Genomic DNA, 14,414 nt, shown 5'->3' with positions numbered 1-14,414 from the left:
CCGTTGCCCCGATCAACCGGGACGCGATGGCGAAACATCATGGCCGAGAAAATCATCATCGCTTCGGGCAGCCCGTACCGCAAGGCGATGCTCGTCAATGCCGGCCTCGACATCGAGGCGGTGCCGGCCGATGTCGACGAGCGCTCGCTCGAGGCTCCGCTGAAGGGCGTCTCGCCGGAGGATGTCGCATCGATCCTGGCCGAGGCCAAGGCGACAGAGGTCAGCGAGCGCAAGCCCGGCGGCCTGGTGCTCGGCTGCGACCAGACGCTGTCGCTGGGCGACGAGATTTTTCACAAGCCCGCCGACATGGAAGGCGCGCGGAAGCACCTGCTCGCGCTCTCAGGCAAGACGCATCAATTGAACAGCGCCGCCGTGCTTTGCCGCAATGGCGAGGTCCTGTGGCGCCATGTCGGCATCGCCAGTCTCACCATGCGCAAGCTCGACCCCGCCTTCATCGGCCGGCATCTGGCCCGTGTCGGCGCCAAGGCGCTGTCCAGCGTCGGCGCCTATCAGATCGAGGGCGAGGGCATCCAGCTCTTCGACAGAATAGAGGGCGACTATTTCACCATTGTCGGCCTGCCGCTGCTGCCGGTGCTCAAGGAGCTGCGCGCTTTGGGAGCGATCGATGGCTGAGAAAAAGGCCTTTGTCACCGGACATCCGATCGCGCATTCGCGCTCGCCGAAGATCCACGGCCATTGGCTGGCGAAATACGGTATCGACGGCACCTACCAGGCGATCGACGTGCGGCCGGAAGACCTTGCCGCGTTCCTGGGATCGCTCGACAAAAGCGGCCTTCGTGGCGGCAACGTCACCATCCCGCACAAGGAGACGGCCTTCGCTCTGGTCGACCGTCGCGACGAGGCTGCCGAAATCATCGGCGCGGTCAACACGCTCTGGCTGGAAGACGGCGTGCTTTGGGGCGGCAATTCGGATTGGATCGGCTTCGCCGGTAATCTCGACCAATATGCGCCGGGCTGGGCGGCGAACGGTCCGGCCGTGGTGCTGGGCGCGGGCGGCGCTTCCCGCGCCGTCATCCACGCGCTGAAGCAGCGCGGCGTGAAGGATATCCGCATCGTCAACCGCACACTGCCGAGAGCGCGCGAACTTGCCGACCGTTTCGGCGCCGGGGTTTCGGCGCATGGCGCGGTCGGCGAGCTGCTTGCCGATGCCGGCCTGCTCGTCAACACCACCTCCATCGGCATGCATGGCGATGCAACGCTCGCTGCCGATCCGGGCGGCTTGCCGGACCACGCCATCGTCACCGACATCGTCTATGTGCCGCTGGAAACGCCTTTGCTTGCCGCCGCCAGGGCGCGCGGCTTGAAGACGGTCGACGGGCTCGGCATGCTGCTGCATCAGGCGGTGCCCGGCTTCGAACGCTGGTTCGGCAAAAAGCCGGAGGTCACGCCCGAACTGCGGCGCATGATCGTCGCCGACATCGAGGGCCATTGACGGCATGATCGTGCTCGGCCTCACCGGATCGATCGGCATGGGCAAATCCGCCACGGCCAAAATGTTCGCCGAGGCCGGCGTGCCGGTGCATGATTCCGACGAAGCCGTGCATCGCCTTTATGCCGGCAAGGCAGCACCCCTGGTCGAGGCGGCCTTTCCGGGCATGACGCTGGCGGGTGTCGTCGATCGGGTGAAGCTCGCCGGCCAAGTGCTCGCCGATCCCGCCGCGCTGAAGAAACTGGAAGCGATCGTGCATCCGCTGGTGCGCGCCGATGCCGACGCATTTCTGGGGAAGCATCGCGCCGCCGGGGCACCGATCGCCGTGCTCGACATTCCGCTCTTGTTCGAAACCGGCGGCCGCAATCGCGTCGACAAGGTGGTGGTCGTCACCGCGCCGCCCGAAATCCAGCGCGCGCGCGTGCTCGCCAGGCCGGGCATGAGCGAGGAGAGGTTTTTGTCGATCCTCGCCAGGCAGGTGCCCGATGCCGAAAAGCGCCGCCAGGCCGATTTCATCATCGACACCGGGCAGGGTTTTGACGCTGCGCGCCAGGCGGTCTCAGCGATCGTCAGCGAATTGACGATGGATAAGAATTGACGGGGATAAGTCTGGCAGGGACGCTTCCTGACGCCCGCTGTCAGCAGTCCCCATTGCCATTTTGTTCTGGTTTGTGATTCTGCTCCTTGGAGCGGACTGATTCGCATGCGTGAGATCATCTTCGATACGGAAACCACCGGCCTCGATTTGCGCGACGACCGCATCATCGAGCTCGGCGGCGTCGAGCTCATCAACCGCTTCCCGACCGGCCGCACCTTCCACAAATTCATCAATCCGCAAGGGCGCGCGATTCATGCCGAGGCGCAGGCCGTGCACGGCATCAGCGCCGCCGACCTGGTCGGCAAGCCGACCTTCGCCGAAGTCGCCGCGGAGTGGCTGGCCTTTACCGACGGCGCCAGGCTGATCGCCCACAACGCCACATTCGACATCGGCTTCCTCAACCTCGAATTCAGCCGGCTCGAACAAGCGGCCATCGATCCGGGCCGCGTCGTCGACACGCTCGCTTTGGCGCGCCGCAAGCATCCGATGGGCCCGAACTCGCTGGATGCGCTCTGCCGGCGCTACGGCATCGACAACACCCGCCGCACCAAGCACGGCGCGCTGCTCGACTCCGAATTGCTGGCCGAGGTCTATATCGAGCTCATCGGCGGCAAGCAGGCGGCGCTGGTGCTGGAGGCCGTGGCTGTGCGGATGAACGGCGCCGGCGAGGTGGCCGATATCGACATCTCGATCGGCGCCAGGCCGATCGCCCTGCCGCCAAGGCTGACCGAAGTGGATCGCGCGGCCCATGCCGGGCTTGTCTCGACGCTCGGCGAAAAGGCGCTATGGCTGAAGGTGGCGGCTGCAGGTTGAGCGGAGCGCTGCCAGCGCCGACATTAGAGATTGGCCGAAACCCCTGTGACGTCGTCATACTCGGGCTTGACCCGAGTATTTCTGCCACAGAGTGCAACGGTGCAAAATTCTGTAACCGTTGCAACGCCTTAGCATCACGGCATGGATTCTAGGGTCTGCGCGCGTCGCTTCGCTCCTTGCTCCGCCCTAGAATGACGACCGGGAACATGGCCACGGCCAATCACGAAGGTTGGCGACTGCTCACTGAGCCTGATCAACAAAAAGCCCGGCCGAAGCCGGGCTTTGAATGCGAAACGGTGCGCCTCTCAGCTCACCTGGACCTTGCTCGCCGCCTGGTCCTCGGCGACGCGCTGCTGGAACATCTGCGCGAAATCGATCGGGTCGAGCATCAGCGGCGGGAAGCCGCCATTGCGGGTGGCATCGGCGATGATCTGGCGCGCGAACGGGAACAAAAGCCGCGGGCATTCGATGAACAGCAGCGGCAGCATGTGCTCCTGCGGGAAGCCGCCGATGGCGAACACGCCGCCATAGACCAGCTCGACATTGAACAGCACTTCCTGGTCGAACGAAGCCTTGGCGTTCAAGGTCAGATTGACGTCGAACTGCTTGTCCGAAAGCGGGTTGGCGTTGACGTTGACGTTGATGGCGATGCCGGGGGCCTTGTCGCGGCCGCGCAGCGAATTCGGCGCGCCGGGGCTTTCGAAGGACAGGTCCTTCACATACTGGGCAAGCACATTGAGCGAGGGCTGGTTCTGGGTGCCGTTGCCGTTGGCGGCGCCGATCGCGGCGTCATCGTTGCTGGCCATGAGCCTTTGGTCCTTTTGCCTGGGCAGCATTGCTGACCGGATTGAAATCGCGGGTTCGCTACCATGGTCGGCCGGACAAAACAAGTTTTGCCGCCTCTGTCGGGCAACAGGTCCGGGACTGGTTTCCGACGCAGGGATTTTGGTTGCCGTTTGTCTAGGTGTAAGGTTTTTCCGTTCGTGTCCGTGAAGTCGGCGCAAACGCCGGGGATTGGTCGAAGCCGCCCCAACCTCGTCATTCTATGGCGGAGCAAGGAGCGAAGCGACGCGGCGCAGACCATAGAATCCATGCCGTGACTTCGAAGCGCCGCCTCAGTGCAGAATTCTGCTCCGTTGCACTCCTTGGCGAAGGTAACGGCATGGATTCTAGGGTCTTCGCGACGGAGCTTCGCTCCTGCTCCGCCTTAGAATGACGATGGGGTGGGTGTTTCGGCCAATCTCCAAGGCATGCCATCTGCCAGAGCCGACCGGTCAAAATCCCTGTCCGGGCCTAGTCGTTTTTCAGCCGCCGCCACGGTGAGTTGTGGTCCGGGCGGTTCGGATAGTCGTCGCGCGAAAAGTCGCTGTCGTCGAGGTCGATGACATTGTCGCGCCGGCGGGCCGAAAAGCCGCTGCTGAAGCTGGTCGCCATGACGATGCGGCTCTTGAGCAGCCGCCAGGCGAAGTCGCGCACCGGCGGCAACAAGAGAAGAAGGGCGAAGATATCGGTGATGAAGCCCGGGATGATCAGCAGGATCGCCGCCAGAACGATCATCGCGCCATGCGCGAGCTGGCGGCTGGGATCATGCCCGGCATCCATTTCCGCCCGCACGCGCGTCATGACGCCAAATCCCTGATGCCGCAGAAGCAGGCTGCCGGCAACGCTGGAAAGGATGACCAGCCCGACCGTCGCCAAAGCCCCGATTTCGCGGCCGACGACGACGAAGCCGGCGATCTCCAGAAGCGGCAGCAGGAGCAGGAACAGCGGGATGAACGAAATGCGCAAGTTCTTGACCGATCGCTTTCTTCTTTTGCGGCGCTCGCGGACAATCGCCGCTGGCCTTGGGGCCTTTAGATAGGTATGGCTGCCTTTGATTTGAATGATTGCGCCTGCCGTTCTATATGCTTTGAGTGTTGAACGCTATGCGACCGCGGCCTTGGTAAGGCTATGCCGGTCCGGCAAGGCAGGGATCGGGTTGGCGGAAAATATGGGTTTCTTCGACTTCGGCACGATTTTCTTCTTGATTGCGGCGGTTGTGATCTTTTTCCAGCTGCGCAACGTGCTTGGACGTCGCACCGGAAGCGAGCGTCCGCCCTTCGATCCTTATTCGGCAAGCCGCACGCGCGAGGCCGATGCGGCGCAGAAAACCGAAAATGTGGTGTCGCTGCCGCGCAAGCGCACGCCGGGTGAAACCGCTCCCGAGGCCTATGCCGATATCGACGCCTTCGCCAAGCCCGACACCGATCTCAACAAGGGCTTGCGCACGATCAAGGACAATGACGCGTCCTTCGAGCCGAAAGGCTTCGTCGACGGCGCCAAGATGGCCTACGAGATGATCGTCATGGCCTATGCCGACGGCGACCGTAAGGCGCTGAAGAACCTGCTTTCGCGCGAAGTCTACGACGGCTTCGTCGCGGCGATCGGTGAACGCGAGGCGAAATCGGAAAAGATCCAGTCCTCCTTCGTCGGCATCGACAAGGCCGACATCGTTGCCGCCGAAATGAAGGGCTCGGAGGCGCATATCACGCTGCGCGTCGTCTCCGAGCTGATCTCGGCGACCCGCGACAAGGCCGGCGCCGTCATCGACGGCGATCCGGAAACCGTGGCAGAGGTCAAGGATGTCTGGACCTTCGCCCGCGACACCCGCTCGCGCGATCCGAACTGGAAGCTCGTCGCCACCGAAGAAGAAGATTGATGTCAGGCGGCGGGGCCCTGTCGTGCCGCTTTCTTCCGTATTCAGCGCAAAAAACTTCGGCGACTTGCCCGGTTGGGGTGAGGATCACCACCTCGACGCCTTCACGGCTTTCCGCCGCTCGGCCTTCCATGCACCGGTGAAAGCCTATCGCACCGGTTCGCTCGGCGTCGATTTCAATGCTTTTGCCGGGGCCTATGCCGAGGCCCGGGCCGTTTCGGCGCCGAATCGGTCCGAGGCGCGATCCTTCTTCGAACGGCATTTCGTCCCCATGCTGGTGAAGGCGGAAGATGGCTCCGGTCTCGTGACCGGATTTTACGAACCGGAGGTAGAAGCCTCGCCGGTCAGGACGGAGCGGTTCGTCGTGCCGCTGCTTTCCCGCCCCGCCGACCTGATCGACATCGACGACGACAACCGGCCGGCGGGAATGGACGCCTATCTGGCCTTTGCCCGCCGCACGGATGACGGTCCCGTCGAATATTTCGACCGCGGCGCGATCGAGCGCGGCGCGCTCGCCGGCAGAAACCTGGAAATCGCCTGGCTGGCTGAAAAGGTTGATGCCTTCTTCATCCATGTGCAGGGCGCGGCGCGGCTGAAGATGACCGACGGCAGGCTGATCCGCGTCACCTATGCCGCGAAGTCGGGCCAGCGTTTCACCGGCCCCGGCAAAACCCTGAGCGATCTCGGCGAAATCCCGCTGGAAAAGGTGACGATGCAGTCGATCCGCGCCTGGTTTAAGGCGCACCCGGATCGCGTCGATGAGATCCTCTGGCGGAACCGCTCCTACATCTTCTTTCGCGAAGCGGGGGTCGACGATGCTGCGCTCGGTCCGATCGCCGCCGCCAAGGTGCCGCTGACGCCGGGACGCTCGGTTGCGGTCGACCGTCTGCTGCATACTTTCGGCACGCCTTTCTATGTCGACGCGCCGACGCTCACCGCCTTCGACGAAAAACCGTTCCGGCGGCTGATGATCGCGCAGGACACCGGCTCGGCCATCACCGGCCCCGCCCGCGGAGATCTCTTCGCGGGCTCCGGCGACGCCGCGGGCGAAATCGCCGGGGTGGTCCGCAACGCCGCCGACTTCTATGCGCTGGTGCCGCGCGCGCTGATCGATGGAGAGCGCCGGTGAGCCGCGGCGGCGATCATCTCAGCGACGACGACCGCATTCTGTGGAACCTGGTGGCGCGTTCGGCCCGGCCCCTGAAGGGCAAGACCGCCGTCGAGATTCCCGACGTCATCGAACCCAAGCCGACGCCGGCCGCCGCCCCGGTCAACGGCGTTCCGGCCGCTGTCGCAAAACCCAAGCCGCAGCATGTCGCGCATACGCTCGACGACCAGACATTGCACAAACTGAAAAAAGGCCGGCTGCCGCTCGAAGGCCGCGTCGACCTGCACGGCATGACGCAGGACGAGGCCTATTCGCTGCTGCTCACCTTCCTGCATCGGGCACACGCCGGCGGCGTCCGCTATGTGCTGATCATCACCGGCAAGGGCTCGTCCTCGGGCGGCGACGGCATCCTGCGCCGCGCCGTGCCGGGCTGGCTGGCAACGCCGGCCTTCCGGCATCTGGTCTCGAGCCACGATCACGCCGCGCGCAACCATGGCGGCTCGGGCGCGCTCTATGTGCGGCTGAGGCGGATACGGTCATGAGCCAGCCAGCCGCGAGGAGGCACCAGTGACCCCGTTCGGCGAGAAGCTCAGGGCGCTGCGCGCCGAGCGCGGCGTTAGCCAGAAGGCGATGGCTGAGGCCATCGGCGTCAGCGCCGCCTATCTGTCGGCGCTCGAGCACGGCCGCCGCGGCGCGCCGACCTGGACGCTGATCCAGAAGATCATCGGCTATTTCAACATCATCTGGGACGATGCCGAGGACCTCGCCCGCCTCGCCGAGAACTCGCATCCAAGGGTCAGGATCGACACGTCGGGCCTGTCGCCAGCGGCAACCGAGCTGGCCAACCTTTTGGCGGAAAGCATCGAAAGGCTCGATGAGGCGGAGCTAAAGAAGATCACTGCGGCGGTCCGGGCTGCACTGAGGAGATAGTTTGCCCGAATGAAACGGGTGCGGCTAAAGCGCGTCGCGATGAAACGGATTCAGGCGACGCGCACCGCTGCGCACTTTTGGGCGACATGCATTAGCCGAAACCGCCCTGTGCCTTCGTCATCCACGGGCGGAGCGGGAGCGAAGCGGACGCGTAGACCCGAGGATCCATTCCGTGACCTCGCGCGAAGGGCAAAGGCGGTGCAGAACAGAGGGAGTTCTGCACCGCGGTGACGCTTATAGGTCACGGAATGGATCCTATGGTCTGCGCTGCGTCGCTTTGCTCCTTGCTCCGCCATAGGATGACGAAGCCGCGAGGGCCGAGGCTCGCGCGTACCACGCCGCAGGCAGCCCTCGCGATCTGTTACTCTTGAGAATCAGAACTTGCCGGCGCCGGCGCCGTTGGTGCTGCCCCGGCCGCCATTGCCCTGATGGTCGCGGCCACCGCCGCCCAGGCAGTTCGCGGAGCTATAGCTGCAGCAACGACCGGCCCACAGATCGTGAAGGTTGGTCTTGGCGCAGCTTGTGTCGGTCTGGTCCGCAAGGGCCGATCCGGTCAGGGCCGACATCGCGACGGCGGCAAGCAGCGTGTTTCGCAGGAAAGCAGTCATTTGAAGTCTCCATGGTTGGGTTTGTCGTCCACGGCTGTGTGTCGCTGGCCGGACGGAAACGGTTCATGGAGTTGTGCGTGAAAATTTTCGGAGGGCCTCATCACTTCGTCATCCACGGGCGGAGCGGGAGCGAAGCGGACGCGCAGACCCGAGGATCCATTCCGTGACCTTCGCGAAGTATCCATCCGAGCAGAATTCTGCACCGTTGGGCGGGCGCTTTGACGTAACGGCATAGATCCTATGGTCTGTGCGCGTCGCTTCGCTCCTTGCTCCGCCATAGGATGACGAAGCTAATGCATGTCGCCCAAAAGTGCGCAGCGGTTTTGGGACGACGACATGCATCAAAACAAAGGCTTAAAGCGCGTCGCCTGAATCCGTTTCATCGCGACGCGCTTTAAGGTTCGCCCAGCTCTGCCTACTGGACCGAACCGACCAGCACCGCCTGGCCGTCGCGGATCGAGACCCAGCGTCCGGTGTTGTCGATCGCCTGCCGCTTGAGGAAGCGGTAGCCGGTCGCGTCCCAGGCTTTGATCTTGTCGGTCAGATTGTCGAGGACATAGTCGCCCTTGTCGGTGCGCACCGTAAGCACGGAATGGCCTTCGCCGTCCGGCTTGCGCACGACGGTGATCAAAAGATCGGCCAGCGACATGCCCATCCGGTAGAGCTCGCGGCGCTTCTCCAGCACATAGTCCTCGCAGTCGCCATAGCCGTCGTCCGGATAGGCCCAGACTTCGTCCTTGCCGTAGTGGTCGAGATCGCTCAACGGCTTGACGGCGGCGTTGACCTTGGCGCTCACGCCGGTCAGCCTGCGCCACAGACCGTCCGTCATCTTGGCCGGCTCGAGATTGACCGGACGGATGTTGCATTCGCTCGGCTGCGATTTGCAGAAATCATAGTGGCCGATCGGCTGCGAGGTCAGGCCGCCCGTGGCCATCGCGCCAGCCGCCCAGGCGGGCACTGCCCAATGCGCAGAGATCGCCAGTCCTGCGACTGCACACAAACGCAGAATCCGCGTCATCGCTGAGGAAGTCATTGCCCCCGCCGCCCTGTTCTTTATTAACGAAACGTTAAAGGCCATTTACAGTCCGTGTCAATTAGAGACAACGGCTTAGTTTGACGGCATGGTTACCCGCGCGATCCCATAGCGGCACTTTCGCAACAGGGGCACGGGCGCAGCATGGCCGGCCGCCGGCCGGGATGGCGGTCGAACCAAAGGCCGCTCTCAAACGATCCGAGAAGGGGTCAGTTTTTGGCGGAACGGACCAGTTTCGGCTTCACCGATACACGGTGCTGGCGGCCATAGCTGGAAATGAAGTCGGCGATGCGCGGCACGATTTCCGAGCGGAAGCGCGAGCCGTTGAAGACGCCGTAATGGCCGACCGCCGGCTGCATGTAATGGGCTTTCCTGTCGGCCGGGATGTTGACGCAGAGGTCATGGGCGGCCTGGGTCTGGCCGAGGCCGGAAATGTCGTCGTTCTCGCCCTCGATGGTCAGCAGCGCGACATTGCGGATCGCCTTCGGATCGACCGGCTCGCCGCGATGCGTCATCTCGCCCTTCGGCAAGGCGTGGCGCACGAACACCGTGTTGACCGTCTGCAGGTAGAATTCCGCCGTCAGGTCCATCACCGCCAGATACTCGTCATAGAAGTCGCGGTGCTTTTCGGCGCTGTCGCCGTCATGCTTCACAAGGTGCATGAAGAAGTCCTTGTGGGCGATGATGTGGCGGTCGAGGTTCATGCTCATGAAGCCCGAAAGCTGCAGGAAGCCGGGATAGACCGCGCGGCCGAAGCCCGGCACCGGCCACGGCGCCTGCATGATCACATTGTCGCGGAACCAGTCGATGCCCTTTTCCTTGGCCAGAAGATTGACCGCGGTCGGGTTGCGGCGCGTGTCGACCGGGCCGCCCATCAGCGTCATGGTGGAGGGCACGAAGGGATCGCCGCGCTTCTCCATCAGCGCCACCGCCGCCAGCACCGGCACCGAAGGCTGGCATACCGCCATCACATGCGTGTCGGGGCCGAGCGCGTGGAACATCTCGATGACGTAGTCGATATAGTCGTCGAGATCGAAGCTGCCCTGCGCCGCCGGCACCACGCGGGCATCCACCCAGTCGGTGATATGCACGTCGGCATAGGGCAGCATCGCCTCGACCGTGCCGCGCAGCAGCGTCGCGTAGTGGCCCGACATCGGCGCCACGATCAAAAGCTTCGGATCGGGCTTGCGGCCGGCTGGCAGCGCGCGCTCGAAACGGGTGAGTTTGCAGAACGGCTTCGACCAGACCGTCTTTTCGGTGACGCCGACGCTCTTCCAGTCGACCACGGTCTTGTCCAGGCCGAATTGCGGCTTGCCGTAGCGGCGGGTGGTGCGCTCGAAGAGCTCGGCTGTCGCCGCGACCGAGCGGCCGAAGGGGGTGTGGGAGATCGGATTGAGCGGGTTGGAGTAGAACAGCCGCACCGCGTCGGCGTAGAGGCGGGCGGGCTGCAGCGCCGCATGGTTCAATTCGTAAAGCTGGTAGAACATCGAGAACCCCGCTGCCGTCCGACGACCAAAAGGACGACGAACAGCGCCGAGCCTTGAATGTCTCGTGGCGAGGTTAACCAGATATTGTTGCGATGCAATACGTCATTTTGTCTGACGAATGGTTCTTTGGTTCAACCTGTTGAAAACCGGGCGTGAGCGGCCGAGCCGGCTCAATGTGCGGTGCAGAAGTGTGAAACAAATGTGTCCGGCCCCTCATGCCGGACACACCGGCCACGATCCTTGAGGGCTCGCATCGATCATGGTGCCACGGCTGGTTCCCCGATACAGGGATTTTGAAAGGTTGCCGTTTGTCTTTGGCGCAAGATTCATTTCCGTGAAATCAGCGCAAACGCCGGGATTTGGTCGAGGCCGCCGCAACGATCGCGATGGGCGTTTCGGCTAATCTCCAAGGCATGCCAATGCAAACAGCGCCGACCGGTCAAAATCTCTGTGCAGTGTATCAGACGCGCGCCATGCAGACGGCGGTGTGGCCCGAACCGATGAATCCAAGCTGGCCTGCGGCGCCGCGCGAGAGATCGAGCACGCGTCCCTTCACGAACGGGCCGCGATCGTTGATGCGCACGACGACGCTGCGGCCGTTGTCCTTGTTGGTGACCCTGAGCCTGGTACCGAAGGGCAAGGTGCGATGGGCGGCAGTCAATGCCGAGGGGTTCATGCGTTCCCCCGAGGCGGTCCTGGAGTGCAGCGCATACCAGGAAGCGCGGCCGCATTGCGTGGCGGCGGAGGAGGCGGAGGAAGCGCCAGCCATCAGGCCAGCCGCGATCGTTGCCGCGACTAGCGCGGTCTGGTTGGTTTTCTTCATGCTTTGGGGAGGGCTCCGTTAGAGATAGACCCCGCCGATATGTGCCGAATGAGGCGGGAAATGCGGCATTGATCTGGCGGTTCCATGGCGACGGCACACGTTTGGAGTCGCCGCGAAACAGTTTGTCATGATATTTCTGGCGCCGGTCAGGCGTATTCTCAATGAATATCGGACCGATATCCAGGATGTTCCGGGCAAGATCGGTCCTCAAGATTTCAAGTACAGGGAAACGGAACTGCTCCGGTTCCTCGGCGTCTTTTGTTGCGTCCCTATTGCCGTTCAGGATCGACTTTCGGAGAGGGATCTGGCGATGCGACTGATCAGGTTTGTGCTGGCGCTGATTGTGCTTGGCATCGGTGCGCTGTGGTCGCTGCAAGGCCTCGGCCTCATCAAGGGCAGCTTCATGACCGGCCAGACGCAATGGCTCTATATCGGGCTCGTCACCATGCTGATCGGCGTCGTCGGGCTCCGCTGGGCGAACCGCTCGCGCATCTGACCGGCCGCATTCTTACCGGAAGACAGGGGCGCCGCGTCCGCTGGACGGACGGCGCCCGAAAAGTATCGCCAGGTCAAAAGAACGGTCGCGGGGTGCTGTCGTCATTCCAGGGCGGAGCAAGGAGCGGAGCGACGCGCGCAGACCCTGGAATCCATGCCGTGACATCGAGGCGACGCAACCGTGCAGAACCATCGGTGTTGCGCTGGGGTTTTAGTTCTCCACCGTAGTACCTATCATGGAAGTAACGGCATGGAGGGTCTGCGCGACGCTTTGCGTCGCTCCGCCTTGGACCACGCGGATGCGGCTCTCCCACGACCAGTCTCAGCGAACAAAAAATCCCCTCTGGCGTCCACCTCGGTAAACCCATGCTTCAGGTCGCGGTCGAATTGGAACCCTGGTTTCGTGCGCGGAGTGCTTAGTATAGTAATCTTATCAACATTGGGAGTGAGAGAACGATGCGCAACTTTCTGAAGACCGTTCCGGCGATCGTTCGTGGCCTGCTGCCGAGGCCACCGGCGGCAGTCGCCGTGCGCTGATCGCTCGTCAAGTTCCGGCTCGCAACCATGGTTGGACGCGGCAACTCCATCATCATTGTCGGCGGCGGCGCCAGCGGCGTCGTGCTGGCAGCGCATCTGCTGAAATCGCCCAATCCGGACCTGCGCGTCACGCTGATCGAGAAGCGGCCGCATTTCGGCCAGGGCATGGCCTATTCGACGCTGCTTTCGGCGCATGTGCTCAACGTCAACGCCTCCGGCATGAGCGCCTATGCCGACGACCCCACCCATTTCGCGCGCTGGGTGCTGGAGCGCGGCCTCGCCAAGCCCGACCAGGGGCCGTTCTACGCGCCGCGCAGCCTCTATGCCCGCTATCTGCAGGAATTGCTCGACGGCCTCGAGGAACGCGAGCGCGAGACGGGCCGTCTGCGGCTGATCCGCGAGGAGAGCCTGTCGATCTCGCCGACACCCGCGGGCGTCGAGGTGGTTTTGGCCAACGGCACCAGCGTCGTCAGCCATCTGGCGGTGCTTGCCACCGGCCACGACGAACAACCGGGCGCCTTCCAGGGCCAGGCCATTCGCATGGGTTCGGAGGGCGACACCGCGCTTGATCCGCAAGCTTCGGTCCTGCTCCTCGGCACGGGCTTGAGCATGGTCGACGCCTTCCTGTCGCTGGAGCAGCGCGGCCATATCGGCGCGATCGTCGCGGTATCGCGGCGCGGCCTGCTGCCTTCGCCGCACCGCAAGGGCAATCCGATCAAGCTCGACATCGCCGACATTCCGCTCGGCACCCAGCTTTCCTATTTCGTCGGCTGGTTCCGCAACCTGATCCGCGACAACCAGAAGGCTGGCGGCGACTGGCGCGACGTCGTCGACGGCCTGCGGCCCTTCAACCAGACGATCTGGCAGAACTGGCCGTCATCGGCCAAACGCCGCTTCGTCGAGCACACCAAGGCCTGGTGGGATATCCACCGCCACCGCATGGCGCCGGAAGTCTATCAGCGCGTCACCGAGGCGGTCGGGTCGGGTCGCCTGCGCCTCATCGCCGGCAGGGTCGTGGACGTCGAGCCGAACGATGGCTTCGTGGTAAAAATCCAGCCGCGCGGCACGCAGGCTATCGAAACCCTCGACGTCGCGCGCATCTATGATTGCATGGGCATCGCCCGCGACATCTCGAGGACGTCGAACGGCGTCGTGCGCTCGTTGGTCGAACGCGGCCTTGCGCGCACCGACCCGCTGCGCCTCGGCCTCGACGTCACCGCCAAATGCGAACTGATCGCAGCCGACGGCACGGTGTCGTCGAAGCTGCTCGCCGTCGGCCCGCTGACGCGCGGCACCTTCTTCGAGATCGACGCCGTTCCCGATATCCGCGTGCAATGCGCCAAGCTGAGCAAGCTGTTGGGGTGATTGCGGGCTTACCTCGCCGGGCGAGATTTCCCGGAACGCCGGCCTGGCAGAGGGGGCGCGAAGAAACGCCAGAGGGCTCGGTCGTCATTCTAGGGCGAAGCAAGGAGCGAAGCGACGCGCGCAGACCCTAGAATCCATGCCGTGACGCCTGAGCGGCGCGACGGTTCAGAACGTTCACCAGCCAATCCCGCGAAACAACTCGAACCACTCCGGATTGGTCTTCTCGATCAATTCAATCTTCCACTGCCGTGGCCAGCGCTTCAATGACGTCTCTCGCTGGATGGCGTCGGTGATGTCGAAATACTCCTCGTACCAGACCAAACGCTGCACACCGTAACGGCTGGCGAAGCTGGAGCCTTGGCCGGTCTTGTGCTCGGGCATCCGACGAGCAAGGTCGTTGGTGACGCCGATATAGATCGTGCCGCCTTTCTGGCTTGCGGTCATGTAGACGTAGCCGGTCATCTGGCGATCT

General features: G+C 63.6%; 17 protein-coding genes. 10 read left to right on the top strand and 7 right to left on the bottom strand.

Features of this window, described 5'->3' with window-relative positions:
- Positions 1-39: 39 nt before the first annotated feature.
- The 4 genes from RFM68_RS22185 (at position 40) to dnaQ (ending at position 2,861) form a co-directional block, all read left to right on the top strand.
- Entirely contained in the window at positions 40-633 is a 594-nt protein-coding gene (locus tag RFM68_RS22185; RefSeq protein ID WP_320235153.1) for a Maf-like protein, read from the top strand.
- Positions 626-1,453: a shikimate dehydrogenase gene (locus RFM68_RS22180; RefSeq protein WP_320235152.1), complete on the top strand. Its 828-nt coding sequence runs from the start codon at positions 626-628 to the stop codon at positions 1,451-1,453. The genes RFM68_RS22185 and RFM68_RS22180 overlap by 8 nt, the downstream gene beginning before the upstream one ends.
- A gap of 4 nt (positions 1,454-1,457) precedes the next feature.
- Positions 1,458-2,048, top strand: coding sequence for a dephospho-CoA kinase (gene coaE, locus RFM68_RS22175; protein WP_320235151.1), 591 nt, complete (start codon positions 1,458-1,460; stop codon positions 2,046-2,048).
- A gap of 105 nt (positions 2,049-2,153) precedes the next feature.
- Positions 2,154-2,861: a DNA polymerase III subunit epsilon gene (gene dnaQ, locus RFM68_RS22170; protein ID WP_320235150.1), complete on the top strand. Its 708-nt coding sequence runs from the start codon at positions 2,154-2,156 to the stop codon at positions 2,859-2,861.
- Positions 2,862-3,166: 305 nt separating this feature from the next.
- Here dnaQ and secB read toward each other — a convergent pair whose 3' ends face one another.
- Both secB and RFM68_RS22160 read right to left on the bottom strand, forming a co-directional pair.
- On the bottom strand, positions 3,167-3,667 hold the full coding sequence (secB, locus tag RFM68_RS22165) for a protein-export chaperone SecB (RefSeq protein ID WP_320235149.1): 501 nt from the start codon (positions 3,665-3,667) through the stop codon (positions 3,167-3,169).
- A 487-nt stretch (positions 3,668-4,154) separates the two neighbouring features.
- Complete coding sequence (locus tag RFM68_RS22160) at positions 4,155-4,649, bottom strand: FxsA family protein (protein WP_320235148.1); 495 nt, start codon at positions 4,647-4,649, stop codon at positions 4,155-4,157.
- A gap of 202 nt (positions 4,650-4,851) precedes the next feature.
- Here RFM68_RS22160 and RFM68_RS22155 point away from each other — a divergent pair, with 202 nt between their 5' ends.
- From RFM68_RS22155 to RFM68_RS22140, 4 genes are read left to right on the top strand one after another with little or no spacing between them, the layout of a single operon-like run.
- Entirely contained in the window at positions 4,852-5,559 is a 708-nt protein-coding gene (locus tag RFM68_RS22155; protein ID WP_320235147.1) for a Tim44/TimA family putative adaptor protein, read from the top strand.
- A gap of 22 nt (positions 5,560-5,581) precedes the next feature.
- Positions 5,582-6,685 carry a murein transglycosylase A gene (gene mltA, locus RFM68_RS22150; RefSeq protein WP_320235146.1) on the top strand — a complete coding sequence of 368 codons (1,104 nt, stop codon included), beginning with the start codon at positions 5,582-5,584 and terminating at the stop codon, positions 6,683-6,685.
- Positions 6,682-7,206 (top strand): Smr/MutS family protein, encoded by a 525-nt coding sequence (locus RFM68_RS22145; protein ID WP_320235145.1) that lies wholly within the window; start codon positions 6,682-6,684, stop codon positions 7,204-7,206. Before mltA ends, RFM68_RS22145 begins: the two co-directional genes overlap by 4 nt.
- Positions 7,207-7,231: 25 nt before the next feature.
- On the top strand, positions 7,232-7,594 hold the full coding sequence (locus RFM68_RS22140; protein WP_320235144.1) for a helix-turn-helix domain-containing protein: 363 nt from the start codon (positions 7,232-7,234) through the stop codon (positions 7,592-7,594).
- Between the two features lie 374 nt (positions 7,595-7,968).
- On the opposite strand, the gene RFM68_RS22135 is transcribed toward RFM68_RS22140, so the two are convergent.
- From RFM68_RS22135 to RFM68_RS22120, 4 genes are all read right to left on the bottom strand, one after another.
- Positions 7,969-8,202 (bottom strand): hypothetical protein, encoded by a 234-nt coding sequence (locus RFM68_RS22135; RefSeq protein ID WP_320235143.1) that lies wholly within the window; start codon positions 8,200-8,202, stop codon positions 7,969-7,971.
- A 415-nt stretch (positions 8,203-8,617) separates the two neighbouring features.
- Positions 8,618-9,235 carry a transglutaminase-like cysteine peptidase gene (locus tag RFM68_RS22130; RefSeq protein ID WP_320235142.1) on the bottom strand — a complete coding sequence of 206 codons (618 nt, stop codon included), beginning with the start codon at positions 9,233-9,235 and terminating at the stop codon, positions 8,618-8,620.
- A gap of 209 nt (positions 9,236-9,444) precedes the next feature.
- Positions 9,445-10,722 (bottom strand): polyhydroxyalkanoate depolymerase, encoded by a 1,278-nt coding sequence (locus tag RFM68_RS22125; protein ID WP_320235141.1) that lies wholly within the window; start codon positions 10,720-10,722, stop codon positions 9,445-9,447.
- Between the two features lie 460 nt (positions 10,723-11,182).
- Complete coding sequence (locus RFM68_RS22120; protein ID WP_320235139.1) at positions 11,183-11,545, bottom strand: septal ring lytic transglycosylase RlpA family protein; 363 nt, start codon at positions 11,543-11,545, stop codon at positions 11,183-11,185.
- Between the two features lie 310 nt (positions 11,546-11,855).
- Here RFM68_RS22120 and RFM68_RS22115 point away from each other — a divergent pair, with 310 nt between their 5' ends.
- On the top strand, positions 11,856-12,041 hold the full coding sequence (locus RFM68_RS22115; RefSeq protein ID WP_320235138.1) for a hypothetical protein: 186 nt from the start codon (positions 11,856-11,858) through the stop codon (positions 12,039-12,041).
- Positions 12,042-12,604: 563 nt separating this feature from the next.
- Positions 12,605-13,942 carry an FAD/NAD(P)-binding protein gene (locus tag RFM68_RS22110; protein ID WP_320235137.1) on the top strand — a complete coding sequence of 446 codons (1,338 nt, stop codon included), beginning with the start codon at positions 12,605-12,607 and terminating at the stop codon, positions 13,940-13,942.
- Between the two features lie 174 nt (positions 13,943-14,116).
- On the opposite strand, the gene RFM68_RS22105 is transcribed toward RFM68_RS22110, so the two are convergent.
- Positions 14,117-14,404 (bottom strand): GIY-YIG nuclease family protein, encoded by a 288-nt coding sequence (locus RFM68_RS22105; protein WP_320235313.1) that lies wholly within the window; start codon positions 14,402-14,404, stop codon positions 14,117-14,119.
- Between the last annotated feature and the right edge of the window lie 10 nt (positions 14,405-14,414).

Source organism: Mesorhizobium montanum, assembly GCF_033977145.1.
Taxonomy (GTDB): domain Bacteria; phylum Pseudomonadota; class Alphaproteobacteria; order Rhizobiales; family Rhizobiaceae; genus Mesorhizobium; species Mesorhizobium montanum.
Note: the sequence above shows the minus strand (reverse complement) of the source record. Positions and strands in the feature narration are given on the sequence as shown.

Bases quoted from the DNA above. Each gene is read 5' to 3' on its own strand.
- RFM68_RS22185 (WP_320235153.1), top strand. From the start codon at position 40: ATGGCCGAGAAAATCATCATCGCTTCGGGCAGCCCGTACCGCAAGGCG.
- RFM68_RS22180 (WP_320235152.1), top strand. From the start codon at position 626: ATGGCTGAGAAAAAGGCCTTTGTCACCGGACATCCGATCGCGCATTCG.
- coaE (WP_320235151.1), top strand. From the start codon at position 1,458: ATGATCGTGCTCGGCCTCACCGGATCGATCGGCATGGGCAAATCCGCC.
- dnaQ (WP_320235150.1), top strand. From the start codon at position 2,154: ATGCGTGAGATCATCTTCGATACGGAAACCACCGGCCTCGATTTGCGC.
- secB (WP_320235149.1), bottom strand. From the start codon at position 3,667: ATGGCCAGCAACGATGACGCCGCGATCGGCGCCGCCAACGGCAACGGC.
- RFM68_RS22155 (WP_320235147.1), top strand. From the start codon at position 4,852: ATGGGTTTCTTCGACTTCGGCACGATTTTCTTCTTGATTGCGGCGGTT.
- RFM68_RS22135 (WP_320235143.1), bottom strand. From the start codon at position 8,202: ATGACTGCTTTCCTGCGAAACACGCTGCTTGCCGCCGTCGCGATGTCG.
- RFM68_RS22130 (WP_320235142.1), bottom strand. From the start codon at position 9,235: ATGACTTCCTCAGCGATGACGCGGATTCTGCGTTTGTGTGCAGTCGCA.
- RFM68_RS22125 (WP_320235141.1), bottom strand. From the start codon at position 10,722: ATGTTCTACCAGCTTTACGAATTGAACCATGCGGCGCTGCAGCCCGCC.
- RFM68_RS22120 (WP_320235139.1), bottom strand. From the start codon at position 11,545: ATGAAGAAAACCAACCAGACCGCGCTAGTCGCGGCAACGATCGCGGCT.
- RFM68_RS22115 (WP_320235138.1), top strand. From the start codon at position 11,856: ATGCGACTGATCAGGTTTGTGCTGGCGCTGATTGTGCTTGGCATCGGT.
- RFM68_RS22110 (WP_320235137.1), top strand. From the start codon at position 12,605: ATGGTTGGACGCGGCAACTCCATCATCATTGTCGGCGGCGGCGCCAGC.
- RFM68_RS22105 (WP_320235313.1), bottom strand. From the start codon at position 14,404: ATGACCGGCTACGTCTACATGACCGCAAGCCAGAAAGGCGGCACGATC.